Genomic DNA, 20626 nt, shown 5'->3' with positions numbered 1-20626 from the left:
CTATTACTTTTACAAAAGAACAACCTATTCTGAATCAGTCAGAAGGGCTTCCGACCGATAGGGAGGATTCGTTCAACGCCGTGTATAATTAATTGCTTTGGTAGTTGCTTATTTGGAAAATTCCTTCCGAATTTTCTCGCGTTTGTTTTTATTTACTAAATTAGTTGCTTAAACACGCAACTAACCATAGACAAAAACGTTGTTCTTCCTGTAAAAAAAACTCGAACTTAAATGATAGATTGGATTAAAAAATTACTAGAAACCAAAAGGGAACTCGAAGTAATAGAATGGCGCACTGATGATTCCATCTTAAAGTTCTTAAGCAATAACATAGAAAGTAATGGAGTTTTAAAAGAATCTGCGAATGATTTACCTGATGAAAAAAAATCTGAAGACAGTGGAATTAGATTTGCACCTGGCTTGATGGATTCTATGTTTGGTGCCGATGAATCTACCGAATCAAAAGTAAAAATTACAGAACTATCAAAACTTATAAAAACAATAGCAAAAAACGGCGATTTAGAAAGCAAATCAGAGTTTTATAAAAGGATAACTGAAAGTGATGGAGTAATTGGAATAATAGATGAATTTCTTCAAGAAATGGTAAATCAGTCTTTACCAATTGAACCTTATCTTTTTAACTTCGCAAAAGATTTAGCAACAAAAACAAATCAAAGGAATAGTGTTAAAATAGGAATTGCAATTCTTGGGCTTTGCCAAAATAAATCAGTGATAAGTGATATTAAAACACTTGGTTTACATGATGAATTTACTGTTTTCTCTATGGTTGCACTTTCAAATTTATCAGACAGTCCGGTTAAAGACTTATGGGAGTTAGCTCGTAAAGTAGATGGTTGGGGAAAAATTCAACTTGTTGATAGAATCGCTAATATGGAATTATCACAAGAACTAAAAGATTGGCTAATCCTTGATGGTTACAAAAACAGCATAATGAATGAATATTTGGCTTGCACTTGTGCTGTAAATGGAGAATTGCATAAAAAACTTCAAAATGAAAAAATTGATACAAAACAATTTAAATGTACAGGAGAAATTATTGAAGCCCTAATTTCTGGTGGACCAGCAGAAGATATTTCTGATTACGAATTTGCACCAGAAACAATTGAGAATTTTATTAGGCATGGAAAAACCCATGTAAAAGACATTATAGATTATATCACTCTTAATTCTGTGAAAGATTTTCTTGTGGAAATTCATGAAGATATAGGAGAACATAAAAGAAATGGTTGGACTCAAGACTTCATTTCAAATTGCCTTATAGCTATTAACGAAACACTAAAAAATATAGATTGGAAAAAACAGGCTGAAATAGCTTTAAAAAGTGATGATAAGGTTTTATACTGGCATGGAAAACAAGCAGCTCAAAAACTTGGTATTGAACTATGGAATGTTGTTTGGAATAAACTACAAAAGAATCCTTTAAATAGATCAGCTTGGTATGATGTTACAGCTTATGGAAAAGAAGAAAACGTAAATGATATAATTGACTTCGCTAAAAAAAACCTGCCTTTAGAACAATTAGGAACTGGGCCAAAAGATTGGATGGGTTTAGGTGAAGATTTTGAAAAGCATTCTTGTTTTGATAGCGTCATAACATTTTTAGAAAATTATCCAGCCAAAGGAGAAGAACTTATTCTTGTAGGATTAGATAGTCCAGTCACCAGAAATAGGAATATGACCATTAGAGTTTTAGATAAATGGAAATCTGAAAATTGGTCGGACGAAATTGTAAAGAAGGTTAATCGTTTAAAAGACATTGAGCCAAACGAAGACAGTAAAAAGAACATCGCAAGGCTTCTAAAAGGACAGAAATTAGAATAAAGCACCAAAGTACATCAACATGTATATTTCATTGCTAATACGTGCCTACCCTTCTACAAGCTCAAGACATGCTTGCCAAATTCACAGCTTAAAACACCTAACAAACCATACAAAAACACGTTGGCTGCAATGTAGTACTACTAAATTAATATTAAGACTTTTATAGTATATTTTCAAAATTTAAAAGAAAGTCTTCCTTATTTTCATCTTATAATTATAAGATTATTAGTAGTTTTGACAAAAAAAAGTGAAGTATAAAGCTGTTATTTTCGATTTAGATGGTACACTCGTAAATTCTATAAAAGATATTTCTGATGCCATGAATGTTGTGCTGGAAAAACGTAATTATCCTACATATAATTATGAAACGTATAAAACATTTGTAGGAAGTGGTGTTAAAAGTTTGGTGGTAAAAGCCCTTCCAGACACGAATCCTAAAGAAGAAGAAATAGAAGCATGCCTTAAAGACATGATGCAGGTGTACAGTGAAGTTTGTACAAATAAAACAAAACCTTACGAAGGTATCGTTGAGTTATTAGAAATATTAAAGGCAAAAAATGTTAAGGTAAGTGTGCTCTCTAATAAAGAAGATTTGTTAACAAAAAAAATTACAGCCTTTTTGTTGCCAGCCTTTTTGAATCCGGTTTTAGGGTTAAAAGAAGAAACTCATAAAAAACCAAATCCGAAAGTAGCTTTAGAAATCTGCAAGGAAATACAAGTAAATTCTGAAGAAACCATTTTTGTTGGCGATACAGATGTAGATATTTTAGTGGCTAAAAATGCAAATATGCTTCCTGTTGGTGTTTCTTGGGGATTCAGAAATAAAAAAGAATTAATCAATGCTGGCGCCAAACATGTGTTAGAACATCCTTTAGATTTGATTAAAATTATGGAACTTGATTAGAAAAAAATCATCCAAATTTCTTTAGACGATTTTTTTAATAGTATTCATGATTTTAGTTTTTCCCGTTTTCATGCTAATTATTGATTAGCATTGTATTCAAAATTAGAATAATTAAAAGTACCATCTCAAGGCAATTAAGTTTTTTAATATTGCATAAGATTTTTATCATAATTTATGAATTCATCACTATAAAATCTACCATTTTAGCGGCTAAACTTGCGGTAATATTATCTACATCAAAATTTGGATTTAGTTCTGCAATATCACAAGAAATTACTTTTTTACTTTGGAGTATAAATTTTAAAACCTGATGGACAAAGATCGGTGAAAAACCAAATGGAGAAGGAGCGCTAACACCAGGGGCATACGCCGATGAAAAGCCATCTAAATCTATGGTAATGTATACATAATCTACCTTTTCTATAAAGGAATTTAATTTGTTTTTTAAGGATTCTGTAAACGATTCGCATTCATAATTAGTAACAAAATCTACTTTATTTTTTGCTGCAATAGCAAACAACTCTTTAGTATTAGATTGTTGTTGAATTCCGATGGCAAAATAACTTGCATTGCTATTTTCTGATAAAATTTGATTAAAAGGTGTTCCGGAATTTGGTTGTGTTTCTACTGTTCTTAAATCGAAATGTGCATCAAAATTGATGATTCCTATTTTATTTTTTGTGGATGATTTAAGTGCATTTTTAATTCCGTTAAAGTTGGCATACGCAATATCATGTCCGCCACCAATGGCTATTGGTAAAACATTGTTTGTAATTAATTTGCAGATTGTTTTGGAAAATGCAGTTTGGCAATCTTCTAAATTATCATCAATACAAATGACATCTCCAAAATCTGTTATTTTTTTATTTTCAAAATGAATAGGAAGAGATCCTAGTTTGTTACGTACACTTTTTGGACCTTTTCTTGCACCAATTCTTCCTTGATTTCTTTTAACTCCTTCGTCACAAACGTACCCAATGAAACCAATATCAATGGAATTATCCTTCTTTAAGGTTTCAATATTGTCAACATTTATAATTTGATGCCAATATTGATTTTTTAGCTTCGATGCTCTTCCTGAATAATTGTTTTGATCACCAGGTTTATAATCGACTTTTACTTCTTTAAAAAAATCCATTTTTAATGATATTTAATTTCTATTCCCTTTAAAAACACTTTATCAATACAATGATTTCCAAAAGAATATGGAATAAAATTATAAGAATTTATTTCTTTAGTCAAAATTAAATTCGCTAATTTTCCTTTGGTTATAGAGCCCACTTTATCTAATAAATTCATGGCATACGCACCATTAATTGTAGCTGCGTTAATAGCTTCTTCTGGAGTCATTTTCATTTTTATGCATGCAGTAGCAACTACAAAATTCATATTTCCTGAAGGTGTAGAACCCGGATTGTAGTCTGTGGCCAAAGCCAAAGGCAATCCATTATCTATCATTTTTCTTGCAGGCGAATACGGAATACTTAAAAAATAAGAACAACTTGGTAAAGCAACAGGCATTGTTTTGGTGTTTTTTAATGCGTTGATATCTGCTGTTCTCATTTCTTCTAAATGATCTACAGACAATGCATTATTTTCTACTCCAACTTGAATTCCGCCAATTGCGGTAAATTGATTTACATGAATTTTACCTTGTAAATTATATTTTTTTCCAGCTTCTAAAATTAGCTGTGTATCCTCCACAGAAAAATAACCTGTTTCACAAAAAATGTCTATAAAATCTGCTAATTTTTCTTTTTCAATTGTTGGTAAAATATCGTTTATCAACATATGTAAATAGCCACTTTTATTATTTTTAAATTCAGAAGGAACCGCATGAGCGCCTAAAAAAGTCGCTTTTATTTCTATTGGATAATTTTTTTTCAATTTTTTAATGACGCGCAACAATTTTAATTCGGCATCTTTAGTTAAACCATAACCCGATTTAATTTCTACGGCACCCGTTCCTAATTGAATAATTTCTTCCAAACGTTTTTTACTTTGGTTGTACAATTCGTCTTCTGATGTAGCTTGTAGTTTTTTTGCTGAATTTAAAATTCCTCCGCCATTTTCTGCAATTTCAGCATAAGAAAGCCCTTTAATTCGGTCTACAAATTCATTATCTCTATTGCCTGCGTACACTAAATGTGTATGAGAATCGCACCAAGAAGGTAACATCATTTTACCAGTTGCATCAATGGTTTTATAAGTAGTTTTAGGGCAATTTTTCATCAATCCAAAATCTGAAATTAAACCGTTTTCTACCAATAAATAGGCGTTTTTAATGGTGGGTAAAATGCTCATTTCTTTTCCAGATAAAAAATTTAAAGATGTCTCTCTAACCTGAATTAATTCTTTAATATTTTTAAAAAGTATATTCATTAAAACAAGTTTTTTAAAAGGTTTTCTTCTACTAAATTAGGCAATGTAATTTTTAAATTGGGTGTTCTTTCCATTTCTCTTTTAATGGCAAAAATAGCTTCGTCATTTCTTGCCCAACTTCTTCTTGCAATTCCGTTATTTACATCATAAAAAAGCATGTTTTTTAATTTCTCTTCCGCTTCATTTGTTCCGTCTAACAACATACCAAAACCACCATTCATAACTTCTCCCCAACCAACGCCACCGCCATTGTGAATAGAAACCCAAGTGGCACCTCTAAAACTGTCTCCAATAACATTATGAATTGCCATGTCTGCCGTAAATTTGCTTCCATCGTAAATGTTAGAAGTTTCTCTAAACGGAGAATCTGTGCCACTTACATCGTGATGATCTCTACCTAAAATTACCGGTCCAATTTCGCCTTTGGCAATGGCATTATTAAACGCTTTGGCAATTTCTATTCTACCTTCTGCATCTGCATACAATATTCTTGCTTGCGAGCCCACCACCATTTTATTAGATTTTGCATCTTGTATCCAGGTGATGTTGTCTTGCATTTGTAATTGTATTTCTTTGGGCGATTTTTGCATCAACTTTTGTAAAACAGTTGCTGCAATCTCATCAGTTTTATCTAAATCCTCCGATTTTCCAGAAGCACAAACCCATCTAAAAGGGCCAAAACCATAATCGAAACACATTGGACCTAAAATGTCTTGCACATAAGAAGGATATTTAAAATCGATATTATTTTCTGCCATAACATCTGCGCCAGCTCTTGATGATTCTAATAAAAAAGCGTTTCCATAATCAAAAAAATATGTTCCTTTTTTAGTGTGATTATTTATAGAATTTGCGTGTCTACATAAAGATGCTTGCACTTTTTCTTTAAAAAGTTCTGGGTTTTCTTTGATTAAAAGGTTAGATGCTTCATAAGATACATCTGCAGGATAATACCCACCAGTCCAAGGAATATGAAGTGAAGTTTGATCTGAACCAATATGAATAAAAATATTTTCTTCGTCAAATTTTTCCCAAACATCTATGACATTTCCGATGTATGCAATAGAAACCACCTCGTTATTTTTTTGGGCTTGTAAGGTTCTTTTAACCAGTATATCTATATCATCAATTAAAACATCTACCCAACCTTGTTGATGCCTTTTTGTAGCCGCTTTTGCATTAACTTCTGCGCAAATGGTAATACAACCTGCAATATTTCCAGCTTTTGGTTGTGCGCCACTCATGCCTCCTAAACCTGCGGTTAAAAATATTTTTCCCTTTGGATTTTCATCCTTTTTTAAAATTTTCCGAAACGCATTCATAACCGTAATTGTGGTTCCGTGTACAATTCCTTGCGGACCAATATACATAAAGGAACCCGCAGTCATTTGTCCGTATTGTGTAACGCCCAATGCATTAAATTTCTCCCAATCGTTGGGTTTAGAGTAGTTGGGAATCATCATTCCGTTGGTAACCACAACTCTTGGCGCATGTTTACTAGAAGGAAATAAGCCCATTGGGTGCCCAGAATATAAATGCAATGTTTGCTCTCCTGTCATTATCGCTAAATATTGCATCACCAAAAGATATTGTGCCCAATTTTGAAAAACTGCACCATTACCACCATAGGTAATTAGTTCTTCTGGATGTTGTGCAACATCTGGATTTAAGTTGTTTTGAATCATTAACATTAACGCAGCTGCTTGTTGTGTTTTTGCTGGATATGCTGCAATTGCTCTTGCATATATTTTGTATTCTGGCTTAAAACGATACATGTAAATTCGGCCAAATTCTTTTAATTCATTCGCAAATTCTGTTGCTAATTCTTGATGCCAGTCTTTTGGAAAATATCGCAAAGCATTTTTAATTGCCAACTGTTTTTCTTTAACAGATAAAATATCTTTTCTTTTTGGCGCTCTATTAGCGTCTTTTGGATACTCTTTTTTAGTTGGTAAAACGGTAGGAATTCCCTGTAAAATTTGTTCTTTAAATGTCATAACTCCTTTTATTTTACAATTAATTTTTCGGATTTCACTAATTGAATCATGTTGTTGATGTCGTCTTTTAAAAGTCTATCTTCTTCTAGTTTATCAACTTTTGTTCTAATTATAGCGTGATTTTTTTCTAAGATTTCAGAAAAAGTATTTGGTCTTCTAAACTCTAAAGCTTGTGCAGCATACATCAATTCAATGGCCAATATTTTTTCTAAATTTTCTAAAATTTGATTTAGTTTTCGTCCAGAAATACTGCCCATAGAAACATGATCTTCTTGCCCAAGTGAAGTAGGAATACTATCCGCCGAAGGCGGAAAACACAAGGATTTATTTTCTGTAACCAAGGCTGCTGTGGTGTATTGCGGAATCATAAAACCAGAATTTAAGCCGCCACTTTTGGTTAATAATCTAGGCAAACCATATTTACCTTCTATTAATAAATAGCAACGTCTGTCTGCTATGTTACCAAGTTCAGAAGCAGCAATTGAACAATAATCTAATGCCATTGCCAAAGGTTGTCCGTGAAAATTTCCACCAGAAATAGCTTCTGTTTCACTCAACACAATTGGATTATCAGTTACGGAATTCATTTCTATCTCTGCTAATTCTAATAAATGATAAAATGCATTTCTAGAAGCGCCATGCACCTGCGGAATGCAACGCATAGAATAAGGATCTTGAACGCGTTCGCAATTTTCATGAGAAGTAATGTTTTGCGAATCTTTAAATAAATTTCGCATTCTTTCTGCAACTTTAATACTTCCTTTAAAAGGTCTTATTCTGTGTAATTCTGCTTTAAAAGGAGAAGAACTTCCTTTGTAGCCTTCAATACTCATTGCGCCAGCAACATCTGCTAAATCTAGTAGATATTCCATTTTTAAAAGACCTGTAATTGTGTGCGCTAAAATAAATTGTGTTCCGTTTATTAACCCTAAACCTTCTTTAGCCTGTAATTCTAAAGGTTGTATGTTGTGTTTTTTTAAAACATCTTTTGCGGGTATCATTTTGTCATTTATCCAGAAATCTCCTTCTCCAATAATTGGTAAAAATAAATGAGAAAGCGGCGCCAAATCTCCAGAAGCACCCACAGAACCTTGTTTAGGCACCGTTGGTAATAAATTGTTTTCTATAAAGTAAATAATGCGTTCTATTAATTCTAAACGCACTCCAGAATAACCCTGACAAAGTGCATGTACTTTACAAATCATCATAATTTTAGATAGCTTTTTATCAATGTTTTCTCCTACACCAACGGCGTGCGTAATCAAGAGGTTTTTTTGCAATAAGTTGGTTTCTTCTGGCGAAATTTGAACATCACACAAGGGGCCAAATCCTGTGTTAATACCGTAAACGGCTTTGTTATTTTTTGTAATTGTTTCTACTTTATTTCTACAAGAATTAATTTTTTCTTTTGCGTTATCTGTAATTATAGCCTGTAAAGTTCCGTTGGCAATTTCATTTACAGTTTTTAAGCTTAGTATATCTATTCCGTATTTAAACATCTTTCTATGTTAATTTGAGTTTTAACAAAGTTATGATTACTTTTAATGCTTTATAATATCATTTATTACATACAATAATAACTATGGGTTATCAAATAGAATTAAGACATATTCGTTATTTTTTAGCAGTTGCTGAAGAATTGCATTTTAGAAAAGCTGCAGAAAAGTTATTTATTTCTCAACCAGGATTAAGCAGACAGATAAAAATATTAGAAGAAGAATTGGGAGTTGTCCTTTTTAAAAGACATAATAGAAAAGTAGTTTTAACCACCGTTGGAGTGTATTTAAAAAAGGAATTTTCTCAACAATTAAAAACGATTACCAATACTTTAGAGACTGCAAAATTAATGCAAGATGGTAAAAAAGGCGAATTAAAAATAGGCTATGTTGGTTCTGCTATGCAGGATGTAATTCCGAATTTATTAATTAATTTTGAAAAGAAAAATCCGAATATTCTATTTAATTTAAAAGAAATTGACAATCAAAAACAAATAGAAGATTTATTATCTTTTTCTTTAGATATTGGTTTTGTACGATTAGAAAGAGCACCTAGAACGCTGGAAATAAAAACTATTTTGATTGAAAATTTCTGTTTAGTTCTACCCAAGAATCATTTTATAAATGCCCATAATTTTGAAAGTTTAGCACAATTTAAAGCAGCATCTTTTATTCTATTTGATGCAAAATACAGTGCTTCTTATCATGAAAAAGTAATGCAAATTTTTGATGATTGTGGTTTTTCTCCTTTAATTTCACACAACACCATTCATTCTAGTTCTATATTTAAATTGGTAGAAAATAACTTCGGAATTTCTATTGTTCCAAAATCGTTGGCACATAAAAGAGGTTATAAAATTAAGTTTATTGAGTTGGATAAAATTGCGCAGAAAACAAAACTTTCTATTCTTTGGAATAAGAAAAATGGAAATCCTATTTTGAAGGATATTTTGGAGCTTTTGTAATGATAGTTAGAAAAATGTTCTGTTTAAAAACTTTATTTTTTATGTTCTTAATTTGACGACAAAATTAATTTTAAAAAGCTCACAACTTAGTCCTCGGGTTTTATCCGATTGCAAACTTTTGAGCCATATTTAGCAACGTTTTTTTATGGTTTGTTGCGTGTTTCAAGTAACTAATTTAACAAACAAATTACAGATAGAAAATTCCAGTGGAATTTTCGTAAGTCGGCAGTGAGTAAGCAATTCCGCAACTTGCTAAATTTTGCATTCAGTTCAGTTTTGGTTTTTAATTCAGTTTATTTTTTATTCAATATTTCATTATATTTTTTTGAATCAGCTTCATAAGTTATCAATTCTCCATTTTTTCCATCCACAAATAATTTTCCGCAATTCGTACATTCCCATAACGTCTTAAAAACATCTTGTTTCCTTAATTGCATACAAGCATTTTCCTTATCTTTTTCTGTTTTTCCAGGTTTTTCAATTGCAAAGTCTATAGAATCCCAAAAATCAAACCATTGAGTATCTGAAATTACATATCCTTTGTTTTTAAGATAATCAGTTTGGTCGATTATTATATTTTGGCAAGTGCATTTAATTTTCATGGTTGAGTTCAGTCTTTTTTCAAAAAGGTTGTTATCAAAATCAATTTCTATTATTATATTTAGAGTGCGTTCAACCAATGAATGGCAACGATGTTGTATTAGTTTTGTTACGTTGTTTAAGTAGTGAATTCAGTAAATAAAAACCGAATAGAAAATCCTTGAGGATTTTCGTAAGTAAGCTAGAACTAGCAATAAATTATATACTTTGTTAAATTATATTAAGTATTACCGAAAAAAGAAACAATAGCTTCCAAATAAAGACCGATAAGCGTAGTTTAAATATGTAAACTACAATCGATTACCAAAGCATCCTTCCTTAAACACATCGTTTTCCCCATAAGAGACATATTCTGCCAACTTCGTCAACACAATATTCAGCTCTGGCCTATCGGCGAGCCGAATACTTAGTTATTGTATGCCGTTTTTTCTTAACTTTTCTATTTTAAATGTTGTTTTTCCATAATGAGCGTGTCTGTGGCAATTCGGACATAATGCAGTACAATTCTCTACTGTATCTAATCCATTTTCCGAAAGAGGAATTATATGATGAACTTCTAAAAATCCAATTCCGTCAGAATCTTTTTTAAATGGTGCTTCATTTTCGCAATATTCACAAACGCCATTTGCTCTGTCTAAAACTTCTGCAACAACATCAGAGTTTCGAATGTAAATTTTTGATGTTGAAAAAGTTTCTTGAGCAGTTTTATTTGCTTTTTTAAGTCTTTCTTGTCGTTTTTCTTTAGAGTCAAATTGAGAGTTTTTTATTTCGTTCTCAAAGGTTAATTCATATTCTTCGTTTGTTAATTCAATTCTTTTGTTTGGGTTGTAAATTTGAGAAAGTATGAACTTTCCGTTAAGCCAATCTTTTCTCTCCCAACTTATATTTGGGTAATTTTCGACTTTCAATGAAGCAACTTTGTAATGTTTCCAAATCAACTCGTTTTCAGTTAGTTTTTTTAAATTCGATGAACTGGTAGTTATCCAATATAATAATTCTCCATTTGATTTAGAACTTCCAACAACTCTCGTAGGAAAACCAATTTTTTCGGAAATGTCATCGTCAATTATAATTTCTATTGTGTCTTGAAATATTCCAACTAACATTACACGACCAAAAAATAATCCAAGACTGTTTTTAGACGAAGGAAATCCGAACCAACTTTTTTCGGGAATTAATGTGTTTTGGAATGCTTTTTCAAAAAAGTTTTTTAAATCAGGATTAATTGATTTATTTCTTTTTCTTAAAGTCCATTCGTCTATTATTTTATTCCAATCTCTCATTTTTTGTCAAATGGCATACAACTCCGTATAAGCCAATAGCGTTTACATTTTATTCAAAAATTATTTTTTTGTTTACCATACCTTTTTCCGTTTTTAACTGAACAAGATACACTCCTTTTGCTAAATTTGGTAAAGAAAATTCTTTTACACCATTGGCTTCAAAAGTAGTGTTTATCACTTCTTTGCCAAGTGTTGTAAATATTTTTAAGCTTGCTTTTTCTTCTTGTAAACCTGTTATTTTTAAGGTTGTAGCATCAGATTGAAACATACCAATTGTACTTAAAATTGCGTTGTCATTTGTGTTTAAAGCACTTTCTGTTGTGTATAAGTAAAATCTTCCTGTTCCGTTTAAGCTAGCCGTTAAAGTTGTGGTGTAGGTATTGCCAACTTCATCTAATCTTGTAAAACTTCCTTTTTCTCTATCTTCTAAAAAGATTTTTAAATGAGATGGTAAATTCAAACTTTCAGCAGAGAATGTTATTGTTTTTCCGTTTTCAGCATGTAGGCCAATTGGCACAATCATGGTTTCTAAATTAGCATTTGGTAATGCTTGTATTTGATATTTTTTACCAACATTATCTGAAAGTAAATGAGAATATATAGCAAAAGAATTTGCAGCACCTCCAAACAATTCACCGTCATAACCATTATCAAAACCAGTGGTAGATTCATTTACATAATAAAATTTAGCATAATTTATTTTTGTTCCATCGGTAATATTCAATTGGATTTCTGAGGTAAAAGATCTTTGAAAAGTATCTGATTGATGACTTTGATTGGTTGCATCAAAAGTAAGGCTTGCAGCGGTACCCAATGCTTTACGTTTTACAAAAAATCCTTGTGCTGGAGCTATTTCAAAGTTAGATAAAAGTACTTTGGCTGTATAAGTTTCCGTAGATTGATCCCAAACCCAAATAGTTTTACTTTCTAAAAGATTATCATTTGCCGCTAAATTTAAAAAGGCAGAATTGTTAACAAATGACGTAAAAGGATTTCCTATCAAATTAAAAGGACTTCCATCTACATGTACTGTTTTACCATCCATAATTGATGTTGTAACATTTGCCGTATTTAAGGTTCCTGTAAAAGAAAAAGTACTACCAACAGTAGCAGGTTTTACAGAATATCCTTTCCCAGAACTCATCATATCTGTGGTATCATCACTATTTAAACCATCAAAATCTCCATCTACATAATACTGCCAAATATTATTTGATGCAGATTTTGTATTATCGAAGTTTGCTAGTGCAACATGTTTCGCTGGTGAAATACCGCTACCTGTTGCCACGGAGTTCGTAGTTAAAAAATCTACCACAGATTCTCCAGCAACCGGACTAGAAATTAACCACCAATTATCTGTTGCTAAATTTCTGGTGTAGGTTACATTACCAACAAAGGTAGATTGCGCTACAAAAGAAGCTCCAGATTCAATACTCATTGAATTTACTGTAACAGCATTTGCCGATATTGGATAATTTGGAACACCTTCAGGAACTAGAACATCCACAGAATTTCTTGGCACTATGTTTTTATCCCAATTAGAAGCTGTATTCCAATCTGTACTTGTTGCTCCCGTCCATTGCATATTATTACAACCATCTAAAGCATAAAGTCCTGCCACACTTGGGCAGTTATCTACTTCATCATAAACTCCGTCTCCATCTGTATCTACAAAATTTGGTACAGGAAGCACAAAATTGGTTAAAACCATCGTTTGCCCAGGTTGTAACGTGTACGTTTGTGATTGAGAGTTTACTGTAAGTGGCGTGTTTATAAAATTTGTATCACCATTATTCTGATACCATTGTCCTACAACATCATAAGATGGTGTTGCATCAACAGATCCTGTATTGGCAAAAGGGTTCGAAATTATAATCAAATGATTGCCACTTGTATCAGAAAGAGATAATCTTTTTATGCTATAATCAGTTCCATTTCCTAGATTTGTATAATCAATAGGCTCGCTGTACCAGTTGTGATCTAAACGAGATTGTAGTAATTGAGAAACCAGCGTATATAATTCCTTTCTGTTTGCATCATCATAATATTCCCAGTGCACAGGTTTTTCACCAGTACGTCCGTTAAAATCAATATCAACATCATAGCCCAATTCTTGAAATTGCCAAAGCATTCTAGATCCTGGCAGCATTAAATTAAACACTGTACCTCCTTTCAGTCTTTCTATACCTTCTGCCAATTTTTGTGTTGGATCTGCAATATCTTTTATACCGTTACCGTATGTAAATAATTCATACGCTTGTCTTTGCTCATCATGGCTTTCTGCATAAGAAATTAGATTTGCGTAGTTAAAATTCCATTGACTAGAGTTAAAAACCCCCGTTGTATACACATCTATATCATCTGTATTATAACCTAAATTAAAATTTTTAATTTGATTATGATGTCCTACACCAGACCACATTAAAATACCATAATCTGCCAAAACCTTATCTTCCGCAGGATTTGCTAAATGTTCAAAAATAGCGATTGAACTTGATTTGAAACTCCACATTTCATCTACCATTCTTTTTAGAAGTCCTTGTCTGTCAAGGTCTACATTACTTGCCCATTCATCACTAGGATTTTGTGCCGTTTGTGTAATTCCTTTTGTAAAATCGAATCTAAAACCATCAAAATTAAATTCGTCTAGCCAAAACTGTAATGCTCTGTCTACAAAGGCTTGTGTGTGCTCACTTTCATGATTCCAATCATTACCCCAATGTCCGTCTGTACTATAAACCGCTTTGTGTTCTGCATTAAACCAAGGGTTGTCTGCTGAAGGACGATTGTTTACATCATCCCAATACATAAGCACCATGGCGTTAGAACCAAAAGCGTGATTGAGCACAACATCATTAAAAACTGCGATTCCTCTTTTGTGAGCTTCATCTATAAACTTTTTAAGATGTTCTCTGTTACCATAAGCTTTATCTGCTGCAAAATAGTAATTAGGATTATAGCCCCAACTAGAATTTCCTTCAAACTCTGAAACAGGAAGTACGTGAATTGCATTGACTCCTAAATTTTTTAAATAATTTAAACGATCTATAGCTGCCAAATAAGTACCTTCTTCTGTAAAATCTCTAAAATGAAGCTCGTATATATTTAATTCATTTCTTGAAGGCGCAACAAAATCTGTAACTTCCCATTGATAAGAAACGCGTCCGGTTTGAAGCACCGAAGCTCTTGTTTCAAAGGATGAAACACCCACAAATTTATCGCTAGGAAAAGTTGGTAAATCTGGGTAAACAGCAGTAGATATTTGACTATCTTCACTATCTGATATTTGCTCAGAATAAGGGTCTGCTATTCTAATATCTCCATCTATAAAATACTGAAATACATATTGATGATTTTCCGTAAGTCCTGTTAATTCTATCCACCAGAAATCACCATCTTTATTCATTTTATAGGCTTCTTGAACTTCCCAATTATTAAAATCTCCAATTACATGTACCACATTTTTAGAAGCCGTTGTATTAGAACCAGAGACAGTTCCATCTCCTTTTTTATAATTTGTAGTTGTAGGTGTGTGTAAAACTAAATAAGCATGAGAAGTGTTGGAATTATCATAATTAATACCGGCTTTTAAACCCGTTGGCATGGTAACATTTGCCGGTGAATTGTATCCTTGTATAGAAAACGTTTTAGACTTTAATAATCCTCCACCAAAATCTGCTGTTATTTTATAATCTTTCTTTATGGTACTTGAAACTGGTACGTTATACGTAAAATTATTTGCTGAAGAAGTTGTAGTTATGGTTGAAGGATTAGGACTCACCTCTTCTAATGTCCAATCTGCAACTATTGGGGTGGCTTTAGTGTTGTTAAAGGATGCCGCTTCAACTGAAACTGAATTACCAACGGCTTCTAACTTTGTTGTGTTTACAGGATTTGTAAGTGATATAAAACTGCCATTATTCAAGGCAACATTATAATTACTTCCATTATTATCTTCCTTGATAGCACCATCGGGACTTCTAAATAAAAAATTTAATCCAAAGGCATCATCATTACTGGTAAGAGCGTAATAATTTGTGATAGATGATAAAGTTATAGTGTGTATTGTATTGTTGCTAATATCTTGTGTCATGATACCCACATTATCATCTTGCCCCCAGTTTCCCTTGGCAATATCAAATTGTGTTGTATCATCTGGGTTTGAAGAAACACCCGAATGAAAATAAATAGACGATTCATTTTCTAAAGCTGTATGCTTTGAATACAAGAAAACTTGAACAGTTTCGTCTTTTGAAGGTAATTCTGGCAGTATTTTTACATGAGAAATTGCAAAGTTTGCTTTATAATTAGGTCCGCTATTATTTGCATATTGAGAATCATTACATCCTGAATTTCCAGAATTATCTCCTTTTACTTGAAGGTAAGATTCTATGGTATAATTTCCGCCAGCAAAATCGGTAATATTAATAGAAAGACCACTTTCTCCCCAACGTTGATCGTTATTGGTGGCTAGATTTTCAATCCAATTTAAGTTAATAGATTGAAAAGGATATGTTGTTAAATCAGCCTCACTACCATCTGGAAATACTCTGTAAAACATAATTCCACCACAAACATTTCCAGCATTTTTCCATGAATACATTTCTGCTCCGGTAATTTTAAGACTTCCATCGTTTACATAAAATGTTCCCAAATCTTTTCCTTGAAAAGATTCTGAACCGATATCTCCTTCTAAGTTATACCATGAATTTACTCCACTTTGTTCTATGCTAATAGCTGCTTTAAAAACACCAAAATCTTGTGCATAATTATAGGTACATACTAGACTTAAAATAAAAAATAGAATTTTTTTCATAGGTATAAAGATTATAATTATTGTTAATATTTTACTAATTTGCCATAAAATTACGCAAATTATTGAGACTGTCTGTGTTATACTTACTACGAAAACGTTTTCGTGTTGACAACTTCTCATATTCCTCTATGCTACACTTTGATTTAAGTTTTAATGGTGAGACATCTTTTTAAAAATTTGCGCATAAACTGACGTAAAAATTATTATAAAAGATGTAAAACACTTCTTATTTATTGTTTATTAAATTAAGTAAAACATTTAAAATTTAAGTACATAATGTTTTAAAGAACATACTTTTTAAACATAAAAAAATAGCTTGAGTTTTACCCCAAGCTATTTCTAATTATAATACAAAATGTAGTGTTCTTAAATTTGTAAAGTTCTCATGTAATTAATACATCATATTTACCAAATTACCATTTTTTATGGCTTCTTTTCTTTGAGCCTTTGTATTATTTTTATGTCAAATAAGTAAGTTTATTGAATAATTACTTTCTTAGTTACTTTACCTTCAGTAGTTTCTATATCTACAACATACACACTTCCTTTGTTTAATGAACTTGTAGAAATTACGTGTGAATTTCTATCAGAAAAACTATCTTTTACAATTACTCTTCCCAATAAATCATACATAGTAATAGTTGTTTTCCCTAAAGACAAGCCTTTTATTTGAACGCTATTATTTGTACTAAAAATAGCTACTTTAGATGCTATTGTAGCTTCCGTAGCTAACACAGATGTAGAAGTATGTAAAAAGAAACGCCCTGTTCCATTAGTACTACTAGTTGTTGTATAGCTGCTACCATCATCTACTCTTGTCATTGTACCTAGCTCTTTATCTTCTAAGAAAAGCATATAACCTGTAGGTAAAGCTTCATGAGAAAACACGAATTTTAATTGTGAATTAGCCGCTGCATTTACTCCTAAAGATACTACTGTATTTTCATAGTCTTTATTAGGCAAAGTTTGGGTATTAAAATTCTTATTTGCATAAGAACCATCTGTTAATTTAGAATAGATATCAAAATCATAGTCTTCAAAAACTAAATAATCATTGTTGTCCATTCCTTTAGCACCACTTTCATGAAAGTAAACATTTGCTTTACCAAATAAACTACCACTTGTTAGACTCATTTCTATTCTTGTAACCTCACTAGAAATACTTCTATTTAAAGTACCTCCTGTTTGATTACTTTGTAAATCTTCAGAAATAGTAACTGTACCACCGGCAGCTGTTTTAATTAAGAAACCTTGTCCTGGTACTATATATTTGTTACCGCTTAAACTACCAACTGCTACATATTTACTTTGCGCTAAATTAAACAGGAAAATAGTTTTAGTTCCTATTTCTAAAACAGCATCATTAGCTGATAAAAAGTTAGTAGCACCAACATTTACATTCATATAAGAAGGAAAAGGGTTTCCTAAACTTCTATAACCATCTCCTGCAACTTTAGCGGCAACAGTTGTAATAGCATCTGTACTTCTGTTAGTACCTGTAAAAGTCGCAAATCCTGCAGTATTTCTTTTAAAAGTATATCCAATATTTGCATCAAAATCACCAGCTGCAGCAATATCACCGCTTGTGTAGTAATCCCAAGAATTCGCAGTATTAGAGTAAGGTCCTAAAGCATATTTTGTTCCACCAGCTCCTGTAGTTATATTATTATCTACATTAGTTACAAAATCATTTAAACTTTGGTCTGTAACCATAGAAGAAACAATATGCCATTGATCATCAACATATCTTTTATAAGAAATTTGACCTGTATAGTCTTTACCAATTAAAGTACCAGATTTTGTTGCGTCTGATTCTATTTCTAATACACCAGATGTAATTGACAAACTAGCTGTAGGAGTTATAGTTAAAGCCCCTCCTGCTTGAACCTTTATACTATTTACATTTCCTGAATCTCCAGCTGCAATACTCATAGTAACACCATCTGGTATAACCACATCATCAGTAGCTGTAGGTATTGCATTTGGTAACCAATTTGACGCTGTATTCCAGTCAGTACCATTTGCAACCATTAATGATTCTGTTGCTAAAGTAAACTCCATACCGTTGCTAAAGTTAATATTGGTTGATGTTTCCCAAATAGAACCACTACTATTGGTTAATGCAATTGGTGTTTCATCAGATAAATCATTATCATTATTACTATCATATAGTAAATAATAAGTAGCGCTTCCTTTAGCTGTTGGCACATCAAAATTTGCATTATCAACATCAAACTGTAGTTTTACTGCTGCAACAGTACCTGTTTCTGCTACTCTCCATTGTCTAGATAACAGGTTATAGTTTTCAGGTGAACCGGTAGCACTCCAAGTTGCAGTGCCATTATTATTACCCCAAACCATAAAGTTTTTATCAGCAATTGTTGCCGTATTTGCAGCGTTTGTAGTTTCAATAGTACTTAACCCCATAGTAACAATAGCATCTGAGTTTACAGATTTAGATTGTTTTTGATTTAAATCAGAATTAACATCTTTACCAATACCTGCTATGTCATATTTATACGCTGCATTTATTGTTGCGTCCCACATTTTGGTAGTACCATCACTTGCTAAATAATCTGTAGCTCCGTCTCCTAACGTCATTCCGTATTTCAGGGATAAATAAGATTCTACTTTTTGTTCGGTTGCAGCAGAATGAACACTTTTAAACATAATAATTTCAGCAATTTCTCCTGTTAACTCACCAGAATAGGTAGTACCTATAAAAGTACTACTAACTGAACCAATTTGTAATGTGGCACTTGCGCCAAGTAGATTATTCAATAAAGTACCAACAATACCTAGAGCACTAGATCCGCCTCCATTGGCCATACCATTTTTATAGAAACTTTGACTAACAGTTAAATTAGGACCCGAAAAAAGAGTACTTAACTTTGCACTTGTTATAGAAAATTCGTTATTTATTTCAGAAGTAAAAGTTTGCGTAGTCGATAGTAAACCAGCAAACCCACTTTCTGTATTGGTCATTTTAATTTCACCTCCTAAAACTCCAGAATCGTGTGAAAAAATATAGCCACCAGCAGTTCTTTTAGCAACCACATAACTAGTCATACCACCAGCTCCTAAAATATTGTTTGCGGCAAAACTTGACTTACTATCTAAGATAGCACTTCCGTCAAATACCATTGTAGGATTAAAATTAGTTCCAGAAACATTAAAAGTTGGTCTTCTAGTACCAGAACTTTCTAGATCAAACCCGTTTGAAGATTGATCATCCCATTCAGATACATAACTCCCGTTTGATGTTGTTGAAGAACCTGCATCGGCTTTAATCCAAAAACCAAGATTAGAAGTCTCCCCTCCTGGTCCTTGTGCGTTCATTGTATTTATTCCGAAAAATAAAGACAGTAATAATATTTTGTTCGTTAGTATTTTTTTCATAATATCAAATTTAGTTGAGTAGCGAATGTAAAAATCATTGATAACTTTACAAAGATTTTTCCCTTAAAATAATTACGGTATTACCATAATTACACCCTTTTTTCATAAATAAATATGAATACCATACTTAAAGTATCTCTTTCCCTTACTTTATACAAAAAAAAATCATTCATTGGATCATAATTAATTATCATAAATGAACTTAAAAAAATGAAATACATTCATTTTTACAAAAACGAATTGACAGGTTTTTATAACAATCTTTTTTACAAAAATTGTAGTGATACTTTAATAAGTCTTAATGTAACAATGCAAAAAAACCTTTAAAGTCATTGTTTGTCATAAATTAAATTTCCCTATTAAAAACAAGAGTTATCCTCACAGACTAGGTGCTTTCACAAATTATTTTTTTATCCTAAAGCTATTTTGGTTTTTCAAACTATTTTTGCCTTGAGCTTAGTAAAACATATTTATTTGTAAGATGCTTTACTAACAACATTAAAATAGTGAATTATTGTTTTAAAGTGTAACCCTAAAATTTTACAACTATGAAAATCATAAAAGTCCTTTTTGTATCTATTCTATTTTCTCTTGCTTTTAATTCTTGTACAGATTTAGAAGACGACAATCTAGATACTACTTCTAGGCTAAATATTCAATCTACTGGAGATATTTCTCAAGACAACGGTAGCAAACCATAAGCAATTCTTTAAGAATTCAATGAAAACAAACTATTACCAAAGTAGTAGACTCAATTAAGCATAACCTTAAAATCCCTATAAAATGAAAACCTTAAAAATCTTATTCGTATCAATTCTTTTTACCCTTGCTTTTACTTCTTGTACAGATTTAGAAGATGACAATTTAGACACCAATGCTGTAGAAAACATACAAGCAACAGGAGATATTTCTCAAGACAACGGTAGCAAACCATAAGTACTA

13 protein-coding genes are annotated in these 20626 nt (G+C 31.9%); 5 read left to right on the top strand and 8 right to left on the bottom strand.

Features of this window, described 5'->3' with window-relative positions; translation table 11 throughout:
- Window positions 1–231: 231 nt before the first annotated feature.
- A complete protein-coding gene (locus ACSHW5_RS15580; protein WP_435677076.1) occupies window positions 232–1842 on the top strand; it encodes a hypothetical protein in 1611 nt (536 codons plus the stop codon).
- Window positions 1843–2089: 247 nt separating this feature from the next.
- The gene (locus tag ACSHW5_RS15575; protein ID WP_435677075.1) at window positions 2090–2746 is read left to right on the top strand and encodes an HAD family hydrolase; all 657 of its coding nucleotides are present in this window, start codon (window positions 2090–2092) and stop codon (window positions 2744–2746) included.
- Window positions 2747–2918: 172 nt separating this feature from the next.
- Here the strand turns inward: ACSHW5_RS15575 and hutG are convergent, their stop codons facing one another.
- The 4 genes from hutG to hutH are packed head-to-tail and all read right to left on the bottom strand — an operon-like array spanning window position 2919 to window position 8624.
- A complete protein-coding gene (gene hutG / locus ACSHW5_RS15570; protein ID WP_435677074.1) occupies window positions 2919–3884 on the bottom strand; it encodes a formimidoylglutamase in 966 nt (321 codons plus the stop codon).
- A 2-nt stretch (window positions 3885–3886) separates the two neighbouring features.
- The gene (gene hutI / locus ACSHW5_RS15565) at window positions 3887–5128 is read right to left on the bottom strand and encodes an imidazolonepropionase (RefSeq protein ID WP_435677073.1); all 1242 of its coding nucleotides are present in this window, start codon (window positions 5126–5128) and stop codon (window positions 3887–3889) included.
- Window positions 5128–7125 (bottom strand): urocanate hydratase, encoded by a 1998-nt coding sequence (locus tag ACSHW5_RS15560; RefSeq protein ID WP_435677072.1) that lies wholly within the window; start codon window positions 7123–7125, stop codon window positions 5128–5130. Before ACSHW5_RS15560 ends, hutI begins: the two co-directional genes overlap by 1 nt.
- 8 nt (window positions 7126–7133) lie before the next feature.
- Window positions 7134–8624: a histidine ammonia-lyase gene (gene hutH / locus ACSHW5_RS15555; protein WP_435677071.1), complete on the bottom strand. Its 1491-nt coding sequence runs from the start codon at window positions 8622–8624 to the stop codon at window positions 7134–7136.
- Between the two features lie 83 nt (window positions 8625–8707).
- On the opposite strand from hutH, the gene ACSHW5_RS15550 reads away from it, so the two are divergent.
- A complete protein-coding gene (locus tag ACSHW5_RS15550; RefSeq protein WP_435677070.1) occupies window positions 8708–9586 on the top strand; it encodes a LysR family transcriptional regulator in 879 nt (292 codons plus the stop codon).
- A 293-nt stretch (window positions 9587–9879) separates the two neighbouring features.
- Here the strand turns inward: ACSHW5_RS15550 and ACSHW5_RS15545 are convergent, their stop codons facing one another.
- The 4 genes from ACSHW5_RS15545 to ACSHW5_RS15530 all read right to left on the bottom strand — a co-directional run bounded on the left by ACSHW5_RS15545 (window position 9880) and on the right by ACSHW5_RS15530 (window position 19684).
- On the bottom strand, window positions 9880–10188 hold the full coding sequence (locus ACSHW5_RS15545; protein ID WP_435677069.1) for a hypothetical protein: 309 nt from the start codon (window positions 10186–10188) through the stop codon (window positions 9880–9882).
- Window positions 10189–10596: 408 nt separating this feature from the next.
- Window positions 10597–11469 carry an HNH endonuclease gene (locus tag ACSHW5_RS15540; protein ID WP_435677068.1) on the bottom strand — a complete coding sequence of 291 codons (873 nt, stop codon included), beginning with the start codon at window positions 11467–11469 and terminating at the stop codon, window positions 10597–10599.
- Window positions 11470–11518: 49 nt separating this feature from the next.
- The gene (locus ACSHW5_RS15535) at window positions 11519–16285 is read right to left on the bottom strand and encodes an alpha-amylase family glycosyl hydrolase (RefSeq protein WP_435677067.1); all 4767 of its coding nucleotides are present in this window, start codon (window positions 16283–16285) and stop codon (window positions 11519–11521) included.
- Between the two features lie 477 nt (window positions 16286–16762).
- Window positions 16763–19684, bottom strand: a complete 2922-nt coding sequence (locus ACSHW5_RS15530) for a T9SS type A sorting domain-containing protein (RefSeq protein WP_435677066.1) — start codon at window positions 19682–19684, stop codon at window positions 16763–16765.
- 548 nt (window positions 19685–20232) lie between these two features.
- Between ACSHW5_RS15530 and ACSHW5_RS15525 the strand changes: the two genes are divergently transcribed.
- Entirely contained in the window at window positions 20233–20385 is a 153-nt protein-coding gene (locus ACSHW5_RS15525; protein WP_435677065.1) for a hypothetical protein, read from the top strand.
- Between the two features lie 82 nt (window positions 20386–20467).
- Window positions 20468–20620 (top strand): hypothetical protein, encoded by a 153-nt coding sequence (locus ACSHW5_RS15520; protein ID WP_435677064.1) that lies wholly within the window; start codon window positions 20468–20470, stop codon window positions 20618–20620.
- Window positions 20621–20626: the final 6 nt, after the last annotated feature.

The sequence above is a fragment of the Polaribacter sp. genome, from assembly GCF_051251875.1.
In the GTDB taxonomy this organism is placed as follows: domain Bacteria; phylum Bacteroidota; class Bacteroidia; order Flavobacteriales; family Flavobacteriaceae; genus Polaribacter.
The sequence above is the reverse complement of the archived record's forward strand: the minus strand, read 5'-3'. Positions and strand labels throughout refer to the sequence as shown.

Excerpts from the sequence above, each read along its gene's own strand:
- ACSHW5_RS15580 (WP_435677076.1), top strand. The coding sequence starts at position 232 with ATGATAGATTGGATTAAAAAATTACTAGAAACCAAAAGGGAACTCGAA.
- hutG (WP_435677074.1), bottom strand. The coding sequence starts at position 3,884 with ATGGATTTTTTTAAAGAAGTAAAAGTCGATTATAAACCTGGTGATCAA.
- hutI (WP_435677073.1), bottom strand. The coding sequence starts at position 5,128 with ATGAATATACTTTTTAAAAATATTAAAGAATTAATTCAGGTTAGAGAG.
- ACSHW5_RS15560 (WP_435677072.1), bottom strand. The coding sequence starts at position 7,125 with ATGACATTTAAAGAACAAATTTTACAGGGAATTCCTACCGTTTTACCA.
- hutH (WP_435677071.1), bottom strand. The coding sequence starts at position 8,624 with ATGTTTAAATACGGAATAGATATACTAAGCTTAAAAACTGTAAATGAA.
- ACSHW5_RS15550 (WP_435677070.1), top strand. The coding sequence starts at position 8,708 with ATGGGTTATCAAATAGAATTAAGACATATTCGTTATTTTTTAGCAGTT.
- ACSHW5_RS15545 (WP_435677069.1), bottom strand. The coding sequence starts at position 10,188 with ATGAAAATTAAATGCACTTGCCAAAATATAATAATCGACCAAACTGAT.
- ACSHW5_RS15540 (WP_435677068.1), bottom strand. The coding sequence starts at position 11,469 with ATGAGAGATTGGAATAAAATAATAGACGAATGGACTTTAAGAAAAAGA.
- ACSHW5_RS15535 (WP_435677067.1), bottom strand. The coding sequence starts at position 16,285 with ATGAAAAAAATTCTATTTTTTATTTTAAGTCTAGTATGTACCTATAAT.
- ACSHW5_RS15530 (WP_435677066.1), bottom strand. The coding sequence starts at position 19,684 with ATGAAAAAAATACTAACGAACAAAATATTATTACTGTCTTTATTTTTC.
- ACSHW5_RS15525 (WP_435677065.1), top strand. The coding sequence starts at position 20,233 with ATGAAAATCATAAAAGTCCTTTTTGTATCTATTCTATTTTCTCTTGCT.
- ACSHW5_RS15520 (WP_435677064.1), top strand. The coding sequence starts at position 20,468 with ATGAAAACCTTAAAAATCTTATTCGTATCAATTCTTTTTACCCTTGCT.